Here is a 23,301-nt window from a genome sequence, read left to right on the forward strand (position 1 = left end):
TCTGTTTCTTGTGAAATTGGCTAATTGAGAGATAAAGTACGTAGGTGAAGGAGTTTTTTCTGTAAAAAGGTATGGCATTCTGTTTATGCAACTATAGTGGCAGGTTTGTTGAATAAGACATCTAATATCCATAAAGCGCATTGAATAAAGGAGGAATAATGGTGGGTTTTATTGAACACTAACTTAAAGCCATTATAGGAGTGAGATTAATGTTAGATAAAATTAAATCATTACCTGCAAAGTTAGCATTTTCGATAGGTTTAACTTTAATAATAGGTAGTCCATTATTGTTATTTTTGTTTTCATCTTTGTTCTCTATTGGTACTTGGACAATTATGATTGTTCAAGGTATTATTTTTTGTATAGCTCTACTTTTTATTGTAAGTGCTGCTGATAAGAGACATTCGTGATTAAAGATACGAATTACACTTTAATAAATGGAGGCTTTCCTTAAATAGAGGGAAGGCTTTTTTCTAATGTAGCTATAATGGCAGGATAGTAAAAAAAAGAAATGAAAAATAACGAATAAAAAAGGTCTTCTTTGACTGATTTTTTTATTCGTTATTTACTGTGTCAAAGATTTTATTGAATTGTTTACATTTGTTTACAATAAAGTTGTTTACAAATGTTTACTTAAGTGGTAATTTTAATGTAAGAGGTGTTTTAATTGTCAGAATATAGAAAGAAAATGTTTAGAGGAGCAAAGATTGAAGATTGTATTATAGATTTTATTGAAATGGAAAAAGAGTTAAGTACATCATTGGAAACCACTGATAAGCAGGAAAGACAAATGCTTCTTGGAATGAGTAAAGCACTTCGGTTAATTGTTAATCGGTTAGTAAGAGAATTTGATTACACTGTGGGAGGCGATATTGTGAATGCCAAGCTTAAGGACTTCATTAGTTCTATTGAAAGAAGAGCAAATGAGGCACACAAACAAGGCAACATTAGTATGAATGAACTTTTAAATAACATGTATTATGATGACATTCCTGATGAGGCTAAGGAAGAAATAGCTAAAATGCCAACTAACTATCAAAAAGGTTTATGGGAAGGTATGGCTTTAGGCTATGAGAAAATTATAGTTGATCTACAAGTAATCCTCCATTCTGATGCGAATAATAAGGTGTCACTGATAAAGATTAACTCTGATAAGTTTGAAGAGCTAGCGGCAATGTTTAAAGATAAATGGAAAGAGGATGAGATGGATTACAGAAGTGGATTTATGCAAGGGGAAATGTCTGCATACACGTTAATCAGCATAGAAATGAAAGAGTTTTTTTCTATATAGTTCCTAAAGTTAAAAGGTTCAAGGAGTGATTAAATGAGTTTCCTACATTGGTATGATTGGATACAACCAACAAATCCGTACGCCTCCTTTTTTTTCGGAATAATTTTTACAATTATCATGGGAATAACAGTTTGGTTTAGTACTAGAAAAAAGAAAAGTGCAGGTTTTGCAGTTTTAACAGGATTTTCTTTTTCAGCAATACTGGTATATATTTTAGTGATAATAGGATTTTATAACTAAATCAATTTTTAGTTATGCCAATAAATTAGAATAAATAGCATTTCAGTAATGAATTTTATAACTTATAAAAGATAAGTTTGTGAAGTATTACACTTAAACTAACGGGGGCGTTAGTAAAATAAGATGTTCAATATAAGAGTATTTTTATTGTAAATTAGCATTGAAATTAAATGAAAAATAACTCCTAAAGTGACAAGTATATCAGTCAGTGTCATAACTTATATCCATATAAATAAAGGAAATTATATATGGAAGCCGTGAAACCTAGCTTATTTCTGTAATTAAATAACAGCTTATGGGAGAAACGAGACAGGTTAGTTGAACAAAATATAATAGGGAGCCTTGATCCAATAGGAGCAAGGCTCTTTTAACGGGAATTCTCTAACAATCTTGGCAGGATTGGACTTGTGTTTTTTTTCTAAGAAAATGCTTTGATTTCTTGTATCTATTAATTTACAAAGAAACTTAAATAATATAGTATCAGTTTATAACATATAAACTCCTTATTTTAAACATATTTGGTTATTAAAGGTATTATTTTAGCTACTATTAACCTATCAATATTTTAAGGAGGCAATTATATGTTATATAACGCTTTTACAGGATCTTCGAGTTTAGCAGATGCAGCATGGTCAATTGCTCAATTAGCATTCAGAAAATTTAATATTGTTGGGGATGTTACTTCACTTTACAACAGCTTACTATGGAAATTTAGAGCTATATACAACTCATTTGGTGGAGACTTCTCTTGGGCTGATTTAGGCGGTGTGATTCTAGACCTAGGTGAATTCCTAGTTGGTTTTATCCCTGCTGGAAGAGTTGCTGATATTGTTACGTTCTTATGGGGAGCAGCTAATATTTTATAATTTATGAGTACAAACAAGCCTAGTTCTAAATTAAGAACTAGGCTTATTTATTTTTATTAGGAGGATTTTAAAATGGATAAGAAATATGGACAACACACTATTAAACATAAGAAAGATGCTGTAGAAGTTTATATTGATCCGAGGATGGTCCTAAGAATTAGAAAAAATAAAAAGGATCCTAGTGAGTTAACCATTGAATTACATAATACTATTAATGGACGTCTAAGCTATGATTTACCAGCATCCCTGTTAAAGAGCTTAATAAATGAAATCGAAGGATAATCTATTTAAATAAAATATACCTATTAAACAACAATTAAACTCCTTGTTTTAAATAGTTTTGGTTATTTTTGTAAAAATATCATTTACTATAAACCTATCAACTATTCAAGGAGGCAATAAAATGTTATATAACGCTTTTACAGGATCATCAAGTTTAGCAGATGCAGCATGGTCAATTGCTCAATTAGCATTCAGAAAATTTAATATTGTTGGGGATGTTACTTCACTTTACAACAGCTTACTATGGAAATTTAGAGCTATATACAACTCATTTGGAGGAGACTTCTCTTGGGCTGATTTGGGTGGTGTAATTCTAGATCTAGGTGAATTCCTAGTTGGATTCATTCCTGCTGGAAGAGTTGCTGATATTGTTACGTTCTTATGGGGAGCAGCTAATATTCTATAATACAAAAAAGTCTAGTTCTTAGAGGAACTAGACTTTTTTGTATTATAAGGCACAATATTCAATTCCATGATTAAAATGAGGATTTGATAAATTTATGTAAACATCCCTATTTAAATAAATATAAGCCATTAAATAATAGATTTAGTTCGCTTTTTGGTAGTAATTGGTTATACATCTAATAATATCAAGTACTATTAACCTATCAACTATTTAAGGAGGCAATAAAATGTTTTATAACGCTTTTACAGGATCATCAAGTTTAGCAGATGCAGCATGGTCAATTGCTCAGTTAGCATTCAGAAAATTTAATATTGTTGGGGATGTTACCTCACTTTACAACAGCTTACTATGGAAATTTAGAGCTATATACAATTCATTTGGTGGAGACTTTTCTTGGGCTGACTTAGGCGGTGTGATTTTAGACTTAGGTGAATTCCTAGTTGGTTTTATTCCTGCGGGAAGAGTCGCTGATATTGTTACGTTCTTATGGGGAGCAGCTAATATTCTATAATACGCTACAACAAGTCTAGTTCTAGAAAAGAACTAGACTTTCTTAATAACATATAAAAAGGAGTGTTAAAATGTTTTATAGCGCATTTACAGGATCAACTAGTTTAGGGAATGCTGCATGGTCAATTGCTCAAATGATTTACAGAGAGTTCAATGTGGTTGGGGATGTTACGGCCTTATATATAAGCATTTTAAATAAATTTAAACAGATTTCAAGTACATTGAATGGGGATATTTCTTGGAACGAATTAGGCTTGATTATAGGTGATTTAAGTAAGTTTTTAATTTCAATTGTACCTACAGCTAGATTATCGGATTTAGTTACTCTTCTTTGGAGTTCATCTAGCATTTTATAAGCATTAGTTCAATTCTCCAATAGTAAGAGCTCTTCCACTCTTGCTATTGGAGAAGCGAAATAAAATCAATCTAGTTGTAATTTCATTATCTTTTTTTTAACTACACTAATATATTCCTCCTTATGGGTTAATTCAAAAATTTTCTCAGCTTTTTTGTAATTAAACTTAGCTAGATCCTTCTGATTTTCTACATCATAATTTTGTCCCAGTTGATAATATAATTCTCCTAATAAATAAAGGCTCTCATTATTAATGCATATTTCTATTCCTCGTTTACTATAATAATTAGATTGTTCTATTTCCTCAATTTTACTCAAGCTTTTAGATATTCCGTAACAAAGTCTTACTTCTAATTGGAAATTTCTTAGTTCGATTAGTAAGTTTAATTCTTTAAATGCTTTATTATATATATTTATGGACTCCAAATAATCTTTTTCTTCATTGTACAAAATAGCCAAGCTATTTAAAATTGCTATACGTTGTACCTTCAAATTGAATATATTGGGGTTTATATCCATATCTATTGATTCCCTTAATAAGCGTATAGCTTCAGAAAAATTCCTTTTATTATAGTATTCTATTAAAGCCCAATGCCATAATAAGAATTGTCTATTCTGATCTACTTTAAATAATGGATTATCAAACTCATCTTTTAAAATAATTTCTACCTTTAAATAATCCCTTTCCCTTATTGCCTTCCTTACTTGTTTTTTTACTTCGGTCATATAGTCAAATCGAATATTATATGCTTGTTCATAAAAATAATTAACATTAACACCTAATTTATTTGCAAGTTCATAAAGTGTAGTACATAAGGGTAATACATTTCCTTTCTCAATATTACTTATTTGAGCCTGAGTAATAATTCCTTCCGCCAACTGAGATTGAGTTAAACCAGCTTGTTTTCTCAAATACTTAATCTGTTCTCCGATTAGTTTTATTTTATCCAAAATAATCCCTCCTAATGTTTAGAATTATTAGTATAGTTATATTTTAAACAAAAATGGCAAGATTTTGGGGAACAAATACTACTAATCACCATAATTAGCCTATTTTCGAATTTTAGGGAAATTTGTTGAAAATGGAAATCAATGTATAATTAAGAAAAAAAAGGGGGTGATGTTCATGAAGAAAATAACACTTAGTTTATTAGTTTTAGCAGCTTTTGTTATTATCCCAGGTATTGATATTTCTGCAGGTATTGAATTTGGAATTGGAACTTTAGATTTACCAAATCAACATTAATTTTAAAGGAGAAATATGATGAAAAAATCATGGATAGCTTTACTAGCTTCTTTTATATTTCCGGGTGCTGGTCATTTATACTTAGGACTAGTTAAAAAAGGGATAATATTGATATTACTTTATATTGTTTCTGTAGTCCTAACATCAGTTTTAATTGGTTTCATCCCTTTAATAATCATATGGATTTATTCAATGGTTGATTCGTATAAATTAGTTCCCAAAATAAATAATGACTATAAAAATAATGTCATAGGTTAATTATGTTTAAAAAGCAGCATATTAAGTATTTTAGCTTTTATATACTAATTTGTTTAATCATTATCTGTATAGGATCAATTACTGGAGATAATGCAAATACAAAGGTTAATGAAGTTTCCTTATTAGGGATAAAGGATGCTGTCTATATATTTATTCTAAATTCTATTCAAATAATATTCTGGTTTTTATTAGCACCATTTGGATTATCAATCCCGTTCATTCTAAAATTTATTTATAGTATGGGATTAGCCCCACATGCTACAGATTTTAATATCCTCTTATACTATTTTAGCTCTGTTACTCATGGTTTGGGAGAAATTATCATTTCGTTTATAGTACTTGTTTTTACAATAAAACATATTTATTATGCTTATCTATTCATAACCACTAAGCAGGCTGAAAAATTAATTGGTCTTTATAAAAGTTTAGTAGTTAAATATATACCTTCATCTTTAATAATTTTGTTAGTTAGTGCACTTGCTGAGGTTTATATATCAAATAGAATTGCCTATCATATGTATTATTCTATAATGCTAGGGTTAGGAGCGAAATAATGAATTATTTCTTTGTACAGCCATTATTAAAACAAACGTTAAAACCTATTGAAGTAAAAAATGAAAATGAAATTCGAGTAGGGTATATTCAAAGATTCTATAAAAATACTTTTCAAAAAATACTGGATTTTATTATTGATGGATTTTATCTACATATAAATGTAAAAGATCCAGAGTCAAATGTAGTAGTAAAAGCTGTCCAACGTTATACACTTAGAGACAGCTGGGAAATACATGAGAATACTGAAGTGTATATATTAAAAGACCAATCTAAAATTAAAACAAATCCAAGATACTTATTTGCTTATAAAGGAAAGGAATACTTAATTTATAAGGAATACTTAGATAAGTATATAAGAATTAAGGATATATCTAATAATAAAATAGTCTCTGAATTTCAATACCATAAGCTTGCTCCTCCAAGGAAAGTTTCGGTTAAATTATTTGCAAATGACATTGATTCACATTTGTCATTCTGTTTGTACACACTAATCTCTTTAAAATATTAGATAAGTGGTGAAAAAATGAAAATTGAGAAGAAGCTAGGAAAACTTATTATAACTAAAAGGAGTAAGATAATTCTGTTGAATTTGGAAGAGATATACTACATAGAGCGAACTGGAACTTTTAGTGTTATCAATACATATTCTTCAGAAATACCCCTTTATATGACTTTAAAGGAATTACAGACTGTATTGTCTGATAATTTCGTAAGGGTTCATCGTTCTTTTATAGTGAATAGATCACTATTAAGAGAATTGAATATTCTAAATGAAAATACTTATGAAGCTGTCTTTACAGAAGATAAAACTGCCTTAGTAAATAGAAAGCTTCTTAATTTAATTTGTTGATTATGACAAGGAGGTTCCATGTCTTTGCCAATTGTTAAAGTATTAAACCTTACCAAAAAAATAAAAAATAAAGAAATTGTCAAAGATGTCAACTTAGAAATTAATAAAGGTGAAATAGTTGGCTTTTTAGGTCCAAATGGATCGGGTAAAACTACTGTGATGAAAATGATAGTAGGATTAATTTCTATTAGTAGTGGTGAGGTTATTATTAATGGCCATAATATAGTTACAGAAAAGGAAGAAGCACTTAAATATGTGAGTGGTTTTATTGAATACCCTGAACTCTATAAATTTATGACCGGTTTTGATAATTTAGTTCACTTTCAGCGTATACTTGGCCCTGTAAATAAAGAAGATATAGCTCGTTTAGCAGATTTAGTTGGTTTAAAGGATGCGCTACACCAGAAGGTAAAAACATATTCTTTAGGGATGAAGCAAAGGTTAGGTATAGCACAAGCTTTGCTTTCTTCCCCTGAAGTATTAATACTGGATGAACCTACTAATGGATTAGACCCTGCAGGTATTATTGAAATTAGAGAATACTTGTTAAAAATAGCAAAAGAACAAAACATATCTATTTTTATCTCTAGTCATTTATTAAATGAAATGGAGATCCTCTGTGATCGTTTAATTTATATTCATAAGGGTGAAATTATTGATGACCAAAAGAATATAGAAACAGAAAGAGAAAGAGGAAAGGTTACTTTCTCTTTACATGTTACACCTACAGAACTAGCAAAAGAGGTACTAAAGGATGTGGTTATAGATATCAATACTCAGCAACAAACCATTATAATTCAATCCTATTTTGGCGATATTCCTTTTCTTATCAAGAAGTTAGTTGAACACGATTTGATGATTTATTCTGTCTCTCCACAAAGCAGTTCTTTAGAAAGTAAATACTTAGCTAAAATATCTGGAGATTACTAGTATGAAACAATTTATTCGTTTAGTAAAAAATGAGCATATGAAGCTCTATAAACAAAAAATGATGTGGATTATAATAGCTATTCTGATTAGTACAATTACACTTACTTTGATTGTAACATTAAATAGCGATGAAGAAGATTCGCCCTCTGATTGGAGAACCAGTCTAGAAGAAAAGAATGCTGTACTACTTAAGCAAATGGCTGATGAAACAATACCAGAAGACTACAAAAAAAATACAATCGAGAAAGAATTGCAACTGAATAATTATCGTTTAGAAAATGATATTAGCCCCTTATATAGCAATACAGCTTCAGGATTCGTTCAGGAAACAGTTGGTTTTACGGGCTTAATTACTTTGTTTATTATTATAATAGCTGCTAGCATTGTATCCCAAGAATATACATGGGGAACAATTAAGTTATTATTAATGCGCCCAGTTAATCGTTGGAAATTTATAATAGCTAAGTTTATGACTGTTGTTTTAAATGCTTTATACTTGTATATCTTATTATTCTGTTTATCCCTTATAGTAGGTACTATTGTATTTGGGTTCAGTGAACCAGGTCTACGTTATGTATTTATGGCTAATGGAGAAATTAAGGATGTTTCGATATTTTACCATTTCCTTCAATACTTTGGTTCCAAGTTTGTTGGTGTTATTATGATAGCTAGTTTTGCTTTTATGATTTCCACTATATTCAAAAAGAACACAATTGCGATAACAATTAGTATCTTTATTCAGTTTGCAGGGACTCTTACTAGTAGTGTGTTATCCTTACTAGATAAAGGTTTTGCTAAATATTTATTTTTTGCGAATACAAATTTATATCAGTATGTGGAAGGTGCTCCCCCAGAAGGCCAAACACTAACGTTTTCTATAATAAATTTAATAATATATTTTATTATCTTTAAATTTATTTCATTCTATATGTTTGAAAAAAGAGATGTAGTAACTTAAATAGATATAAATGTGAGAAGACATTTACGAGTTAAATGTCTTTTTTATAGGGGGCTTATTCGCATTCATATTTGTGAAAAGGAGTTATAGATTTGTTATTTCATAGTAAACTATTTGATCGTACACAAGATTTTCAGTTCTTTTTAGCTCTTCGTGTAGATTGCGTTTCCTTCACCATTTAATCTTTTTGCCTAGCAAATTCTCAAAATCAGCTGCTTCTTCTGGATGTAAGAGTGTATTCTTTCTCAAACCCATCTACATTTATTGAAGAGAATCCTTCTTGTGTCATAAACAGGGCAGGTTTGTTGAAGTGGAAAAGTCTATTTTATAACAAATAATAGGATGTTGAAGTTGGGATTTTGTCGTTATATGGCGAAAGAAAAGTCTTTATTGAATGCGTATACAACTGATAAAATATGTTCTTGTAAATAACAAGAAAAGGATAATGTATATGAATAATCTTTTAGACGAACAAATTAAGATATTAAGAAATAATATGATTAATGTTGGAATGACAAAAGGATTATCTGCTAAGGAAACCATATTACTAAGTAAGAGGTTAGATAATTTGGTGAATTTAAAAATGATTATACTTAGGGAGAAAAATGCTTCCTAAAAAGGAAAATGCTTAAATTATATACATTTGAGTAATCATTAAATAGTCTCGTGATATTATTGATAGTGATCCATAAATTGAGGATCGCCTTGTGTTTGTTTATTGATGGAGGATAGTGATAAAAGTATCAACACTATAGATAACAGCTGTAAAAATAAAAAAATTACCTTTCGGTTACTTAAGATATTAACGCTTTTATTTGTAATTAGTAATCCAGTTAACCAAGTGATCATAGTCGCTTGAGAATCTTATATTTTTTTTAGTATTAGATTGGTTAAAGTGATCTAAAATAACTCCTTCATCTAATAAAAAGGCAATTGCAATGGTATTTTCTAATAGATCATTCGAGAAAAACTTGTCTTTCCACATTTTTTGAACGAAGAAATGTTCTGGTGTATACCCCTTACGATTTACTAACAACTTAAATTTTTTGCCTTGGTTAATGAATACATTACATGTTTGTTCAAATGAATCAAACCACATATCTACATCTATTATAGAGATATAGCCTGTCAAATTAGTAATAATCATATCTTTCGAGATGGATGTACTCGTATTATTAACATTCAAATAAAAATCAACTCCTTATTAGTAGTATAAACCGGATATTAGTTAGGAGCATAGGTTAATTTTTTGATATGAAAGAGTACTTTATAATAATCCAATAATCCCCCGCCAATAGTGAGATCAAACATAATACCTACGGTAAATTCCCATAAGATACTCATTAATTTTATTTCTCTTTTTAACTTATTCGGAGTAAGGAAAACAAACAAATAAGCAGTTGAGTCGTTCAAGGGATGTTGTACTACCCTGAATGGGATTCAAAGGGTTTTATATGGTGCAGGATGTAAAGCTGCAGTCAAAGCACAGCCTTACACCAAATGGAGAAGCTTGCCCGAATACTTTCGCTAAGGCTTTCTAAACAACGATTAGTTAAGATTGTTATGGTTTTACTAACTGCTTATTTTAAAACTCAAACTTTTCGGGGGTGCCTCATTCTTGATCCTAAATGAATGGGTGTTGCTTATTTTTTATAAAGAATATGTCTTGTACAAGAAACTTTAAAGGTATCTCTTTAAAGTTTCTTGTAATGTGCCTCTAGTTTCAGCATCTTGTTGAAATCTTATTCCAGAATGAACCATTTTCTTCACAAGGTCAGGTCTGATTCCAGTAAGTATAGCTTTACATCCCATCATAGAAATACCAGCTAATATTTTTTCAAAGTAACCTATGACATCCATTTCCATCAATGCTATTCCTGAAAGGTCTATAACAAGTGTTTGGATTCTAGATTTAGCTATATCATTTAAAATTTTTTCCTCAATTATTTTAATCCTATACGAGTCAATGGTACCAATCAAAGGCAAAACAGAAAGTATTGAATTTACAGGAATAATCGGAACTGACAAATGTTCTACCAATTCTCTTTGTTGAAGGATCATTTTATCTTTGTAATCTGAATAACTAAGGAAAAAATTGTTTAGGAATTGATCGATTCTGTCATTTATTATTTTTTCAAGTATTGAATATTCCGTTTTCCCTGTTATTATAGCCTGTTTTTCATCTATTAAATTTATAATCTGCCATACCGTTCTTCTAATAGCTTGTACCCATTCTAATTTTAATGCCAGTGTTAAAGAGTAAGTCGCCCAGGCAATTCCCTCCTGTTTAGCAAAAGCAACTAGTTCTGAATCATTCTGTTCAACTACATAAAAAATTAATTTTCTTGCATTTTTTAATAAATCAATATTTCCCTTATCTAATATTTCTTTAATTTTTCCTGAAACGTTTGTTGCTTCAGACAATAGCATATTATCAAAAGTTTCTCCGTTTTGGTTTATATAATCTATTATATCTGTCTTAAAGATGAGTTTTGTCTCCATATTTATGCCCCCAATTTAACTACCTTATAGATACATAAAAATAACATATACCCTTTTTGTAATATTTTTAAACCACCTAGTAGGATGTAAATGATTTAATTTTTTGTTGATTAACTGAAGAAAAATATTAGAGTAAGTTCCAATTCGGTTAACAGGGCACCATACCTGTAATAAATGAAAAACTAGCTTATGGTAGAAACGGGGCAGTTTTGTTGAATATCTGATAAGTAAAATTTATCAAGGATAATAAATTATTAATAATATACTTATTGTTCGAATGATTATAAAATTAATATGAATTTAGAAATAAAAGGAAATTAAAAACATACTTTATTGGAATGAGAGGGGAGCTTTTATGATTATTGGTTTACATCATGCTCAAATAACAATTCCAAAAGGTACAGAGGAAGAGGGGAAAATTTTTATTGTGAAATTCTCGGTTTACCTGAAAAAGAAAAACCTGATTCATTGAAGGAACGTGGAGGATTTTGGATAGAAGTCGGAGATAAAGATGTACATATAGGAACTGAAGATGGCTTTGACAGATTAAAAACAAAAGCCTATTTAGCTAGCCTATCAAGTTGAGGATATTACCTTCTGGAAAAACGTTTTAGGAAAAAATAGTATACAGATAATTGAAGGAGTTCCTATACCAGGTTTTGAGCGTTTTGAATTCAGGGACCCATTTGGAAAAAGAGTGGAAATGATTGAGTGTCTTTCATAAGAAAACAGTTACCGGGGAGGTAGCTGTTTTCTTATGTCACAATAGAGTAGCATTCCTGTAATAACTAAAATAACCACTCATATGGCACAAACGGGCAGGTTATCGGAGTAAGAATAGAGCAAGCAAGTCATCTAATTAGGGAGAGATAAATTTGATTAAGCAAATAGATATTACTAATCCGAAATTCGCTAAAGATGTATTAAAAGTTCAAATACCATCTTATATAGTAGAAGCAGAGTTAATAGATTTTTATGAAATTCCACCATTAAAAGATACAATTGATAGCTTACAACAAAGTGGAGAAACTTTTTATGGCTATTACATAAGTGAAGAGTTAAGTGGAGCTATTTCAATAAAAATAGAAAATAGTGTAATGGATATACATCGACTATTTGTGCATCCCAACCATTTTAGAAAAGGTATTGCCAAGAAGTTATTAGATTTCATTCAAACCAATGGAAAAGAATTTGAAACAATTATAGTATCTACAGGCTCTAAAAATGCACCTGCGATAAATTTTTATCAAAAAAATGGATTTGCGAAGTCAAGTGATATGTTCGTAGATGAGCGTCTTTCGTTAACCATTCTAGAAAAGAAAATTAATAAGGGTTTTTCCAAAAGGGCAGCATTCCTGTAATAAAAGAACTGTAAAAAGGTTCACTTTGTAAAGAAATGTACTTAAGCTATAGGGGGCTTTTCTTAAATAGAAGGGAAGCCTTTTGTTATGTCACAATCGTGGCAGTTTACTTGTGCGAAATGTTCCTAGTTTAAATGGAGGATGGATACATTACTCCGGTAAAGATTAGGCAGTTCCTTTCGGAACTGAAGGGTTATATCAAAGAATCAAATGATGAGGTAACGCTCGGAAGGGTTCTCTCTTAGTCGAATAGCACTGATTTAGTAAGGATGAAAGTGTTATAAGCTCGATGAAAAGGCATGAGAAATTACCGTATCAGTTCGGCTGACGAAAGCCTACTCGATGGAGTGGTGTAATTCATGGTGCTTGAGTTGAATGAATATGGTGAGAATGCGAAAAAACCTAAAAGTAAAGGTTAAGCTGACAAATTTCTGAATGTACGGGTCTATAACTGCGATACATAGAAATGTGTATATCACCAAATTGTGAGGTTAGCTGTGGGTGAGTAAGAATAACTAATATAAAAACCCATGATACGTTACAGGCGTATGAACGTTAACAGGCTTAAAGGAAGCACCTAAGTTCATTCTATAATAGATATAACTCAACGTTGTAAACTGATAACGTGGAGGACTTACTTCTAATGAAACGATGACAAGGAAAGCAATAATGATACTAGTTACTGCATAACTTGTCTTTATATCAGTGAAAGTGGTGGCACAGTACCTATGAAATGTCTAATCCACATGGAGGGATAGCCACTAGACTAATAAAGATTTATTGAACCAAGTAAGGCAGTTCTTTATCGATTAATAAGGTTCTCGTAAGACTAAAAGAGGTTTAACTCCGAAAGGAGTCACCAACTTATTGAAACGGAAGAAATTGAGGCACAGCGAGTATTATAGTATGCAAGATTGTTTTGACAGACTATATTCTCAAAGTGTCAGTGGTCATAGCTTCTATGAATTAACAGAATTAATGAGTTCTCAAGATAATATACGACTTGCCTACCGGAACATTAAAAGGAACACTGGTAGTAAAACTGGTGGAACTGACAAGTTAACAATTAATGATATTTTGCATTTAACAGTAGAAGATGTAATAGCAAAGGTTCAATCTATGTTTAAAAGGTATGAACCACAAACAGTAAGGCGCGTATTTATTCCAAAAGGAAATGGGAAAACTAGACCTTTGGGTATTCCAACCATATGGGATAGAATTTTTCAACAGTGCATACTTCAAATTTTAGAGCCAATTTGCGAAGCAAAATTCCATAAACATAGTTATGGATTTAGACCGAATCGCAGCACGCATCATGCCAAAGCCAGACTTGAGTTTCTCATTAACCAATCGGGCCTATATCATTGTGTTGATGTGGATATTAAAGGATTCTTTGATAACGTTAATCATAGCAAGCTTTTGAAGCAAATGTGGTCTATAGGTATTAGGGATAAATCACTTCTTTCCATTATATCTAGGCTACTTAAAGCAGAGATTGAAGGGGAAGGAGTACCTATTAAAGGTACTCCGCAAGGAGGTATACTGTCACCTTTATTATCTAACATTGTGTTAAATGAATTAGATTGGTGGGTTAGTGACCAATGGGAAACGTTTGAAAGCAGATATACCTATTCCACCTCTGGTAATAAATATCAGCAGCTAAAGAAAACGTCGTTAAAAGAATGTTTTATCATCCGTTATGCGGACGATTTTAAGGTACTGTGCAGAACTAGGTCACAAGCAATAAGAATGAATTACGCATTGAGAGATTTCTTGAGAAAAAGACTGCAGTTGGAAACTAGCGAGGAGAAATCGAAAGTAATAAATCTAAAGAAAAACTCTTCCGAGTTCCTTGGATTCTTAATAAAGGCTGTAAGGAAAGGAAAAACAAGGTTTGGTTATGTAGCGAGGTCTGATATGTCCAAAAAGGCTAAAGAAAATACCTCCCGACAGATTAAAAAGGCTATAAAAGTAGTCAAAAGAAAACCTTGTGCTGAAACTGTTTGGAATTTCAATACTGTCGTTATGGGTATCCAAAACTATTACGCTTTCGCAACAAACATTACTATTAATCTTAATCAGTTAAACGCTCATCTTCGTAAATCGATATATAATCAATTAAAGAACATTAGAACAGAGGCAAGTATTCATGATATGACAAAAACCTTACAGAAGAGGTACAAGGGTTATAATGTGAGACTATTTAAGATACAACAGATGGTATTTGTCCCCATACATGCCCAGCGTTGGAGAACTCCACTGTGTTTCTCGCAAACGATTTGTAACTTTACTACCGAAGGTAGAGATAAAATACACAATAGCCTGAAAGCTATTGATAAAACAACGCTCTCTTATATCATGAAAAACTACATTCCAAACAGAACAATTGAGTACAATGACAACAGAATCAGTAAGTTTATCGCACAATATGGAAAATGTGCCATATTAGATGAAAAGTTAGGAATTAATGAATGGCACTGCCATCATATAACTCCTTTTTCACTGTCCAGAGATGACAGTTATTCAAACTTGATTGTTGTTCATAAAGCAATACATCAGTTGATACATCTAAGAGACAAAGTTAAAATAAAAAATCTTTTACAATCTTTAAATCTAGATAGAAAGCAGAAAGAAAAAGTAAATAAACTACGATTAAAATGTCAAAATGAAATTATCTAACATTGGAATCCAGCACTCTAACTGCTTAAATACATAGAAAACAATAAATTGGTTTAGTTGGAACGCCGTATGCGGTGAAAGTCGCACGTACGGTGTGAACAGGGGGAAAAGGGAGCGATAACCTCAAACCCTTACCTATCTGTATTAAGTACATTATTTCACATACTAGGAATTTTTAAAATGAAAATCACTGTATAATAGAGTTACTAACTATTTTAACTGGGAGAAATTATGGTTGAAGTATGGATTGTAGAATAAAAAGTTACAAACAAATTCTTAGATGATGCGTTGCCGACTAATCCCATGCTGATTTTGTCCGTTCATCTTTCCTAATCTATTTGATAATAGTTAGTTTTATAGTGATTAAGCTGCTATTGGTTCTTGGATAAATGCATACATATCGGGGATGTCCTTCAACATCTTCTCTTACCCGTTATGAAGGGCAAATATTAAAGATAAAGGAGAGTACCATGTATACAATTGGACAAGTAGCTAAATTTTTGGATGTATCTAGAGATACCTTGAAATTCTATGAGGAAAAGAAGTTAATCAAGCCTAAGCAAAATAGTGAGAATGGGTACAGACAATATAATCATTTTGATATATATGATATAACATCAGTCAATTTCTACAGAGAAATTGATATTGAAATAAAGAAAATACAAGAGTTAAAAAGAAGTAAGAGTATAGAGGGAATACAATCATTAATAGAAGAGAAAGAACAAGAGGTTTTGGAAATAATAGAATATAACAAAATGTTGTTAAAAAAGATTCAGAGTGTAAAAGAAGATTGTGAAAAAATAAGGATTTTTTTAAATACATACACAGTAAAAGCAATGAATCCTTTAGAAATAAAAGGCGAAATGAAGCATTATACCTCATATGAAGAATATGACATTCTAAAAGAAAGCACAGAAAGTTTAAAAAAAGCAGTTATTCTCACATCTTTAAGAAGAGTAATAAGTTTCAATGAAGAAGGTATTCTTGAAGATAAATTTATCATTGTAAAAAAAGTAAAAGATGGTGACAAAGCTATAGAAGGTGAAATACTATCTCATCCAAAATGTATTTATACAGTTGTTGAAGATGGAAGATGGTCAACAGGTGGAAAAAACACTGACCATAAAGTGGAAGAAAGTTTAAGGAAAGCAGCAAAAGAACAAGGGTATGAACTATTGGGGCTTGCTTATGTAAATCTATTGCTTACCACTTATGAAGATGGACTTGAACGTATTTTTTTGGAAATGTATGTACCAATAAAGTGAATTTGATTTGAGTAAACTTCATCTACATCCAGATAGAGGAACAAGCAAAGCCTATACTTACTATTATTACTGGAAGAGTCTTATTGCTCACTTATCGAATAAATAATACAAAAAATTTATTGACCTGTGCCTAACCCCTAGGTTTAAGCTGAAGATATTCGTTAATATAAGCGTTATGGTATTGGCGAAATACTTCGTTATAAGCGGGTGATCTGTATGAGTATAGAAAAGAAATTAAAAAAGCCAGTAGCAAGTTTTATTCTGCTAACCAATATCATTTTTTTACCACTTTTTTTTCTGGTAGGGACCATAAAGATATTGGGATTTCCTACATGGGTTTTTGATTTAGCACGCTGTATATCAGCTTGGTCTTCCACCTTTGCTTTTGCAATATTATTTAAAAAAATCTTTCCTGGGCAGAGCTTTATAGATTTTGTTAAAAATAAATTCAAGACTAAGATTAAATTAACTGTAATCCTCTCTGTTTGTATGATTCAATTGGCCCTATTTATGATCATTTTGTTTCTCATAATGAATAAAAGGGAAGTAGAATCTATTTTTACTATATCTTCATGGGGAATGCTGTTCTATTACTTTTTTAGAAACCTACTGTCTGGACCACTAGGTGAAGAATTAGGGTGGAGAGGTTTTGCTCAAGTTGAGCTTCAAAAGAGATTCTCGCCATTAAAAGCTTCAATTATCATCGGCTTTTGGTGGGGATTGTGGCATCTGCCTATGTGGCTGACTACAGGGTATTGGGGCATGGATTTGATTATTTATATCTTATCCTTTATGATCTCAATCATATCTACTTCAATTATCATGGCCGCATTTTATAATTTAAATCAGAATTTAATCATTCCAATCATCGTCCATCAATTCTTTAATTTTTATATTGGCTTAATAAACGGAAACTTAATCCATTTGATTACGTATAACGCAATTTTTTACTTAACAGCAGCAATAATAATTATAATTATTAACCCCAAAAAAGTTTTGTATGGCATGAATGTTCCTAGCATAAATAATGAAAAGGAATACCGTATTTAGTGATCTTATTGTTCAGTTATATGCTTTGGCTATTTTATGCTAATAATTCATGATTAGGCTGCCATTCGAAGGCGTACCAATACCAGGTTTTGAACTTTTTGAGTTCAGAGACCTCCTTCGGAAACAGAGTAGAGAAGATTCAAGATTTAGTTATTACAGGCAATTGAAGTTAGTTTTAATTTAAAAAATATAATTAAAACATAACAAATTGCATTAGAATGTTCTCTTAACTAGCAATAATTATGTATACGTTTAGACACTTAAACGAACGGGCGTTTTTACCTTAGATAATCTTTCTTATGTTGCTATAAATGGCAGGTTAGCGCCGAAAATAATTAGGTAAAAAATTGAAAAAGGTGAAAATCATGAGTGAGGTTATAAGCTATTATAATCAATATGATGAATGGGGAAGACTTGAAAGAGAGCCTATTGAATTCCAAGTGATCTGCTTCCCTAATTTAAGGAATGCCCTCTTTTGTAAAACTGTATGTATTCACAAACTATGCTTATCTCTAAATATTAATTGGCTCTATCCTTAGTCTCGGTATGTCTGCATATGTAATGATAATTCCTAATCCAAATTACTTTATAATTGGTTTTTCTTATTTAATTTCAGTCATTTTAATTGGTTGGGAAATTGCAGATATTGTTAAAAATAAAACTCAACTATACGATTAGATAACGAAATGGGACTTCTATAAACTAGAGAGTTCCGTTTCGTTATTTAATATAAACAATTAACTTAAACCGCCTTGTTATTAAGGTACTATAGTGGCAGCATTCCGTTATTAAATAATCAAAATTTTTCTTGTGTCACAAACGGGGCTGCATTCCTGTAATAAGTGAAAATGCGGTTTGAAAGAAAAAAGACCTCTTGATAAGATAAATGTGTCCTGAGCTGGCCAGCTAAAAGGGACAAAATATCTACTCGGAGGTCTCACTGTGAATTATAACCAAAATCATAAAATAGCTCAAATCACACCTAAAACCTTAGTGGTTGGTATTGATATTGCCAAACATCATCATGTAGCTAGAGCTCAGGATTATCGTGGAATGGAGCTGGGTTCTACTTGCTTTTTTGATAATACCCAAGAAGGATTTAGGACATTTATTGATTGGATTAATCAAATAAAAGAGTCATGCGAAATGGATTCTGTCATTACTGGAATGGAGCCTACAGGCCATTATTGGCTTAATTTAGCTCATATTCTAAAGGAGGAACAGATTAAGTTCGTAACGGTCAACCCTTTACACGTCAAGCACAGTAAGGAGTTAGATGATAACTCTCCAACAAAAAATGATGTAAAAGACGCAAAAGGCATTGCACAGCTAGTCAAAGATGGTAGATACGCCGAACCAACGATACCACAAGGAGTTTTTGCGGAACTACGTGTGGCTAAGAAATTACGTGATCTATTAAATGTAGACTTACACAAGGACAGGTACACAACTGGATTGATCGATACTTTCCAGAGTTCTTTACCGCTTTTAAAAGTTGGGAAGGCAAGGCAGCTTTACATTTATTAAAACTCGAAGCTTTACCTTACGAACTAGGTGAATATACAGATGAAGAACTACTGGATTATCTAAGGCAAGCAGTGAAAAAAAGTGTAGGAATAAAGAAGATTCGTGCCTTAAAAGAAGCCGCCAATCGCTCGATTGGCATTTGTCAGGGTGCCATGATGGCTAAAATGGAATTAAGAACGTTAATTCAAAAGTATGAACTCATTCAAGCCAAGTTCGAAGAGCTTGACCAAACTCTGGATACACTACTTCAAGATATTCCAGGCGTTGATCAAATGTTAGAGATAACAGGAATTGGACGCGATACAGTGGCGGGTTTCTTCGCTGAAGTAGGCGATTTGAGTGAATACAATCATCCTCGCCAGATAACCAAACTGGCAGGACTTAGCTTAAAAGAAAATACATCAGGTAAGCATAAAGGGAGGACCAGAATAACCAAACGTGGTCGAAAGAAATTACGAGCATTGTTATTCCGGGCATCTATGATTCTAGTAGCCAAGAACAAAGCCTTTAAATCCCTACATCTTTACTACACAACGAGACCTGACAATCCGTTGAAAAAGATGCAGTCTATAATTGCTTTGTGTAATAAGCTCATACGCATTCTATTCTCTATTGGTAAGAAACAGTTTGTATTTCAAGAGGAGAAGATGTTGAAGGACATCCCTCATATGCATGCATTTATCCAAGAACCAATAGCAGCTTAATCACTATAAAACTAACTTTTAATAAATAGATTTGGAAAGATAAACAGACAAAATAAGCATGGGATTAGTCGGCAATGCAACTAACGTAAGGACGTAGATCCTGTGGGGCAGCATGACCGACATCCACCTTATGGAAAGGTTGAACGAAGGAATGTAGGAGCGTAGACTCTGTGAGACTTGGGAGGGTAGACCTCAGTAAGAGATGTGGACATCCATTGGTGCGTATATACCTATTTATCCAACTTTTTGAAATAAACCGAAGGTTGGCTAGTTTCTTGCGCTCATTTTCTTCGTAACAGCTTGATTGTATTCTTTTTTCTCTAATCAAATCTATGAAGTTAAATAGGTTAGATAGCAATATGGAGAAAAACTGCGTATTTAAGAGATAATTGTTTGTTTATTGAGGGAGGTTTGTTGAAGAAGGATATTTAGCTGATATTCAATAATCGGGATACATTGTTGAATAACACTTATGAAAGGTTATTCAACAACGCTTGTAAAGAACTAAAGTGAAGCATTTGTTAAATAAATAAACAAAAGAGGGTGTATGATTTGAAATCATACACTCTCTTTTGTTTTAGAAAATCAAATTTGCAACTTTATTAGCCAAATACACCATTTTTGGTTTCATCACTTTATCATTTAACAACTCTTGATAACGCTCGAATATCAGCTGCTCTTTTTGTAAATAGTAAAAATCCCACAGTGCCTGCTCCACGGTATACTGATTTTGTATTAAAAACTTTACGTTAAAAAGTGTCTCAAACAACTGTTGTTGCTGTACAAGTAAATGCGGGTTAAGTTGGCGAAAAAATCCCTTCTCCATCCCAAATCGGTAAAATGCAATTGTCTGCTTATTTCGTTCTTCCGTTGCACGTGCTAAACGACTATGCATTTCTGGATACATATCCTTTAACTGTTGCAGAAATGAATCTGGTACAAGTAGTGCAAGTGAAGTCGATTGCTCAAACACGAGCTGGAAGTACGTCATCAGCGTTTCTTCTGTTACATCGTTTAATTGATTTGCTTCAATATACTGAATTAATCCATTCGTGAAATGTTCAAAAATATCTTCTTTATTTGCAAAATATTTATATAAAGTTGCACGACTAATGCCCATTAACTTTGCCATATCTTCCATATTCATACTAGCAAATTGCTGTTCACGAATGTTGCCAAGTACCTTCAGGATAAGTTTTTCTTGCTGTTGTTGCTTTTTTCGTTCATCCATATGAAACAGCCTCCCCATTGCCTTTATTATAGCAGAAACAAAAAATACATTAAACAAAGTAGACAATAAACACTTTATTTGTCTACTTTGTTATGTTATGATGATTTCACAAACGACAAAGGAGTTGTTCTTAGATGGAAAAACGTAAATTAGGCAATTCAGATATTGAAATTTCACCAATTGGTCTTGGCATGATGGGAATGTCACCGGGGGTATATGGAACAATTGATGACAACGAATCAATTAAAACAATCCACCGTTCATTAGAACTTGGCATTAACTTATTAGACACAGCTGACACTTACGGAAATGGTCATAATGAGGAATTACTTGGTAAAGCGTTACAAGGTGGTAAACGTGAGCAAGCAATCGTTGCTACAAAATTCACATTCGGTCCGAACTGGCAATTTATTGGTGGGCATCCAGACTACGTGAAAAAAGCGATTGATGATTCATTACGTCGTTTAAACATTGATTACATCGACATTTACTATCAACACCGTGTAGACCCAAATGTGCCGATTGAAGAAACTGTTGGCGCGATGGCGGAACTTGTACAAGCGGGTAAAGTGCGAACATTGGGTCTTTCTGAAGCGAATGCAGAACAAATTCGTCGAGCTAACAGTGTCCACCCAATCGCAGCACTGCAAACAGAATATTCACTATGGAGTCGTGACATTGAAGAAGAAATTTTACCGACAACACGTGAATTAGGCATTACGCACGTGGCATACAGTCCATTAAGCCGTGGCTTCATTTCTGGCGAATTAAAATCATTTGAGGATCTAGCCGCTGATGATATGCGACGTAGACTACCTCGCTTCCAACCTGAAAACTTCCAAGCTAATGTAGATGTTGTTACAAAACTAGAAGAAATGGCAGTTGCAAAAGGGGTTTCAGTTGCTCAAATGGCAGTTGCTTGGACAATGGCAAACGGTGCTGTACCAATTCCAGGAACAAAACGAGTGAAATATTTAGAGGAAAATGTAAAAGCAGCTGATATAAAACTAACAAATGAGGAATTAGCAGCACTTGATGCTATTAGCCCCAATGTTGCCGGGACACGTTATTAAATAATAATCAGTTCACCAATTATAAAAATATTAAATAAACCCAACCTTTTATTTAACAAAGGGCTGGGTTTATTTTGTTTGTATTCCTTGAATAGAATTAATGAGATGTTCAACAATCGGGCGTAATTCTTTAATAAGGGATTGTGCCTATTTGAATGGATAATAAAATAAAGGAATTAAGTTTATAATGTCTAAATAAGATTGTGAAGAATTGTAATTAAACTAACGGGTTTCTTTCCTTATATAAAAGGGAAGTCTTTTTCTTATGTCACTATAAGGGCAGCATTCCTGTAATAAAGGAAAGTTTGTGAAACAACGTACTTAAACAATCGGGGGCGTTTGTTTCATAAGAGCTTCCTAAGTGGTACATATTATGTTACATCTGATACTACCTTTTTAATAAGGCTCCATGTCATTAGCTTTATAATTGCGAATTAAAAAAGTTTGTGAAATACTAGTAGTGTCCTATTTGGAGAACTGATTTTTAGGAGGTACATAATTATGAACAAAACAGAACTTATTAATGCAGTAGCTGAAAGCTCTGAACTATAAAAAAAGACTCATCTAGAGTAGTTGACTCTGTAATGGAAACAATCACAACATCATTGGAAAATGGTGAAAAAGTAGAAATATTAGGATTTGGTGCTTTCTCTGTTAGCGAACGTGCAGCTAGAAAGGGCCGTAACCCGCAAACTGGTGAAGAAATAGAAATTGCAGCAAGTAAAGCACCAACTTTTAAAGCTGGAAAAAACTTAAAAGATGCAGTAAAAGAATAAGAACTTTAGTATGGTAGGGGATTAATCCGCTACCACTTTTTATATACCTTTTAATTTCTTTAAGGATTAATTTTTAGACAGAATGCTCCAAGTAGCAAAACTAAATATTTGTATAACCAGGCGGTATGTTATAGCTGGTTCCAGAACGAATGATTATAGTACCAATTGGAGAAAGTAATACTGCCTAGAAAATACAATGGAGTCTCATTAACGGACAAGAGAAGTAGTATAAACAATTATTATGCGAATATATAAGTCTGCGTTAAATTCTTATTAACGCTTAATAAACTCGGTTGAAAATACGTCTAATTCCTTGGTTTGTAAGGGGTTAGACGCTTTTTTGTTAAATTCAATTTAATTCTAAGAAGGATTAACGCTTATTTCAG

Annotated in this window: 22 protein-coding genes and 3 pseudogenes; 21 read left to right on the forward strand and 4 right to left on the reverse strand. The window is 32.0% G+C overall.

What is annotated here, in order from left to right:
* Nucleotides 1-209 precede the first annotated feature (209 nt).
* The 7 genes from NQZ71_RS25575 (at nucleotide 210) to NQZ71_RS25605 (ending at nucleotide 3,951) form a co-directional block, all read left to right on the forward strand.
* Complete coding sequence (locus NQZ71_RS25575; RefSeq protein WP_317012054.1) at nucleotides 210-410, forward strand: hypothetical protein; 201 nt, start codon at nucleotides 210-212, stop codon at nucleotides 408-410.
* A gap of 257 nt (nucleotides 411-667) precedes the next feature.
* Nucleotides 668-1,291 carry a hypothetical protein gene (locus NQZ71_RS25580; RefSeq protein ID WP_317012055.1) on the forward strand — a complete coding sequence of 208 codons (624 nt, stop codon included), beginning with the start codon at nucleotides 668-670 and terminating at the stop codon, nucleotides 1,289-1,291.
* 821 nt (nucleotides 1,292-2,112) lie between these two features.
* Nucleotides 2,113-2,397, forward strand: a complete 285-nt coding sequence (locus tag NQZ71_RS25585; protein ID WP_237944219.1) for a hypothetical protein — start codon at nucleotides 2,113-2,115, stop codon at nucleotides 2,395-2,397.
* 72 nt (nucleotides 2,398-2,469) lie between these two features.
* The gene (locus NQZ71_RS25590; RefSeq protein WP_317012056.1) at nucleotides 2,470-2,679 is read left to right on the forward strand and encodes a hypothetical protein; all 210 of its coding nucleotides are present in this window, start codon (nucleotides 2,470-2,472) and stop codon (nucleotides 2,677-2,679) included.
* A 121-nt stretch (nucleotides 2,680-2,800) separates the two neighbouring features.
* Nucleotides 2,801-3,085 (forward strand): hypothetical protein, encoded by a 285-nt coding sequence (locus NQZ71_RS25595; protein ID WP_237944219.1) that lies wholly within the window; start codon nucleotides 2,801-2,803, stop codon nucleotides 3,083-3,085.
* A gap of 226 nt (nucleotides 3,086-3,311) precedes the next feature.
* Nucleotides 3,312-3,596 (forward strand): hypothetical protein, encoded by a 285-nt coding sequence (locus tag NQZ71_RS25600; protein WP_317012057.1) that lies wholly within the window; start codon nucleotides 3,312-3,314, stop codon nucleotides 3,594-3,596.
* Nucleotides 3,597-3,666: 70 nt separating this feature from the next.
* Nucleotides 3,667-3,951 carry a hypothetical protein gene (locus NQZ71_RS25605; RefSeq protein ID WP_317012059.1) on the forward strand — a complete coding sequence of 95 codons (285 nt, stop codon included), beginning with the start codon at nucleotides 3,667-3,669 and terminating at the stop codon, nucleotides 3,949-3,951.
* A gap of 65 nt (nucleotides 3,952-4,016) precedes the next feature.
* Here the strand turns inward: NQZ71_RS25605 and NQZ71_RS25610 are convergent, their stop codons facing one another.
* A complete protein-coding gene (locus tag NQZ71_RS25610; RefSeq protein ID WP_317012060.1) occupies nucleotides 4,017-4,901 on the reverse strand; it encodes a helix-turn-helix domain-containing protein in 885 nt (294 codons plus the stop codon).
* A 555-nt stretch (nucleotides 4,902-5,456) separates the two neighbouring features.
* On the opposite strand from NQZ71_RS25610, the gene NQZ71_RS25620 reads away from it, so the two are divergent.
* The 6 genes from NQZ71_RS25620 to NQZ71_RS25640 all read left to right on the forward strand — a co-directional run bounded on the left by NQZ71_RS25620 (nucleotide 5,457) and on the right by NQZ71_RS25640 (nucleotide 9,363).
* Nucleotides 5,457-6,008: a hypothetical protein gene (locus NQZ71_RS25620; RefSeq protein ID WP_317012061.1), complete on the forward strand. Its 552-nt coding sequence runs from the start codon at nucleotides 5,457-5,459 to the stop codon at nucleotides 6,006-6,008.
* Nucleotides 6,008-6,517 carry a tubby C-terminal domain-like protein gene (locus tag NQZ71_RS25625; RefSeq protein ID WP_317012062.1) on the forward strand — a complete coding sequence of 170 codons (510 nt, stop codon included), beginning with the start codon at nucleotides 6,008-6,010 and terminating at the stop codon, nucleotides 6,515-6,517. The genes NQZ71_RS25620 and NQZ71_RS25625 overlap by 1 nt, the downstream gene beginning before the upstream one ends.
* A 15-nt stretch (nucleotides 6,518-6,532) precedes the next feature.
* Complete coding sequence (locus tag NQZ71_RS26290) at nucleotides 6,533-6,859, forward strand: LytTR family DNA-binding domain-containing protein (protein ID WP_394374144.1); 327 nt, start codon at nucleotides 6,533-6,535, stop codon at nucleotides 6,857-6,859.
* Between the two features lie 24 nt (nucleotides 6,860-6,883).
* Complete coding sequence (locus NQZ71_RS25630) at nucleotides 6,884-7,789, forward strand: ABC transporter ATP-binding protein (protein WP_317012063.1); 906 nt, start codon at nucleotides 6,884-6,886, stop codon at nucleotides 7,787-7,789.
* Nucleotide 7,790: 1 nt separating this feature from the next.
* Complete coding sequence (locus NQZ71_RS25635; RefSeq protein ID WP_317012064.1) at nucleotides 7,791-8,747, forward strand: ABC transporter permease; 957 nt, start codon at nucleotides 7,791-7,793, stop codon at nucleotides 8,745-8,747.
* A gap of 511 nt (nucleotides 8,748-9,258) precedes the next feature.
* A complete protein-coding gene (locus NQZ71_RS25640; RefSeq protein ID WP_317012543.1) occupies nucleotides 9,259-9,363 on the forward strand; it encodes a hypothetical protein in 105 nt (34 codons plus the stop codon).
* Between the two features lie 195 nt (nucleotides 9,364-9,558).
* On the opposite strand, the gene NQZ71_RS25645 is transcribed toward NQZ71_RS25640, so the two are convergent.
* Nucleotides 9,559-9,933 (reverse strand): STAS/SEC14 domain-containing protein, encoded by a 375-nt coding sequence (locus NQZ71_RS25645; RefSeq protein ID WP_317012065.1) that lies wholly within the window; start codon nucleotides 9,931-9,933, stop codon nucleotides 9,559-9,561.
* 494 nt (nucleotides 9,934-10,427) lie between these two features.
* Nucleotides 10,428-11,249 (reverse strand): STAS domain-containing protein, encoded by an 822-nt coding sequence (locus NQZ71_RS25650; RefSeq protein WP_317012066.1) that lies wholly within the window; start codon nucleotides 11,247-11,249, stop codon nucleotides 10,428-10,430.
* A gap of 355 nt (nucleotides 11,250-11,604) precedes the next feature.
* Between NQZ71_RS25650 and NQZ71_RS25655 the strand changes: the two are divergent.
* The 6 genes and pseudogenes from NQZ71_RS25655 (at nucleotide 11,605) to NQZ71_RS25680 (ending at nucleotide 19,835) form a co-directional block, all read left to right on the forward strand.
* Nucleotides 11,605-11,973, forward strand: a pseudogene (locus NQZ71_RS25655) (VOC family protein).
* Between the two features lie 151 nt (nucleotides 11,974-12,124).
* Nucleotides 12,125-12,610 (forward strand): GNAT family N-acetyltransferase, encoded by a 486-nt coding sequence (locus NQZ71_RS25660; protein ID WP_317012067.1) that lies wholly within the window; start codon nucleotides 12,125-12,127, stop codon nucleotides 12,608-12,610.
* A gap of 867 nt (nucleotides 12,611-13,477) precedes the next feature.
* Entirely contained in the window at nucleotides 13,478-15,289 is a 1,812-nt protein-coding gene (gene ltrA, locus NQZ71_RS25665; protein WP_455710047.1) for a group II intron reverse transcriptase/maturase, read from the forward strand.
* A gap of 470 nt (nucleotides 15,290-15,759) precedes the next feature.
* Nucleotides 15,760-16,554 (forward strand): MerR family transcriptional regulator, encoded by a 795-nt coding sequence (locus tag NQZ71_RS25670; protein WP_317012068.1) that lies wholly within the window; start codon nucleotides 15,760-15,762, stop codon nucleotides 16,552-16,554.
* Nucleotides 16,555-16,770: 216 nt separating this feature from the next.
* Nucleotides 16,771-17,604 carry a CPBP family intramembrane glutamic endopeptidase gene (locus NQZ71_RS25675; protein ID WP_317012069.1) on the forward strand — a complete coding sequence of 278 codons (834 nt, stop codon included), beginning with the start codon at nucleotides 16,771-16,773 and terminating at the stop codon, nucleotides 17,602-17,604.
* A 942-nt stretch (nucleotides 17,605-18,546) separates the two neighbouring features.
* Nucleotides 18,547-19,835: pseudogene (locus tag NQZ71_RS25680) on the forward strand (IS110 family RNA-guided transposase).
* A gap of 577 nt (nucleotides 19,836-20,412) precedes the next feature.
* On the opposite strand, the gene NQZ71_RS25685 reads toward NQZ71_RS25680, so the two are convergent.
* Nucleotides 20,413-21,066, reverse strand: coding sequence for a TetR/AcrR family transcriptional regulator (locus NQZ71_RS25685; protein ID WP_317012070.1), 654 nt, complete (start codon nucleotides 21,064-21,066; stop codon nucleotides 20,413-20,415).
* A 134-nt stretch (nucleotides 21,067-21,200) separates the two neighbouring features.
* On the opposite strand from NQZ71_RS25685, the gene NQZ71_RS25690 reads away from it, so the two are divergent.
* Together NQZ71_RS25690 and NQZ71_RS25695 are read left to right on the forward strand one after the other, a co-directional pair.
* Complete coding sequence (locus NQZ71_RS25690) at nucleotides 21,201-22,139, forward strand: aldo/keto reductase (RefSeq protein ID WP_317012071.1); 939 nt, start codon at nucleotides 21,201-21,203, stop codon at nucleotides 22,137-22,139.
* Nucleotides 22,140-22,640: 501 nt separating this feature from the next.
* Nucleotides 22,641-22,915: pseudogene (locus NQZ71_RS25695) on the forward strand (HU family DNA-binding protein).
* Nucleotides 22,916-23,301: the final 386 nt, after the last annotated feature.

Origin of the sequence: Niallia taxi (assembly GCF_032818155.1) — a bacterium.
Classification (GTDB): domain Bacteria; phylum Bacillota; class Bacilli; order Bacillales; family Cytobacillaceae; genus Niallia; species Niallia taxi_A.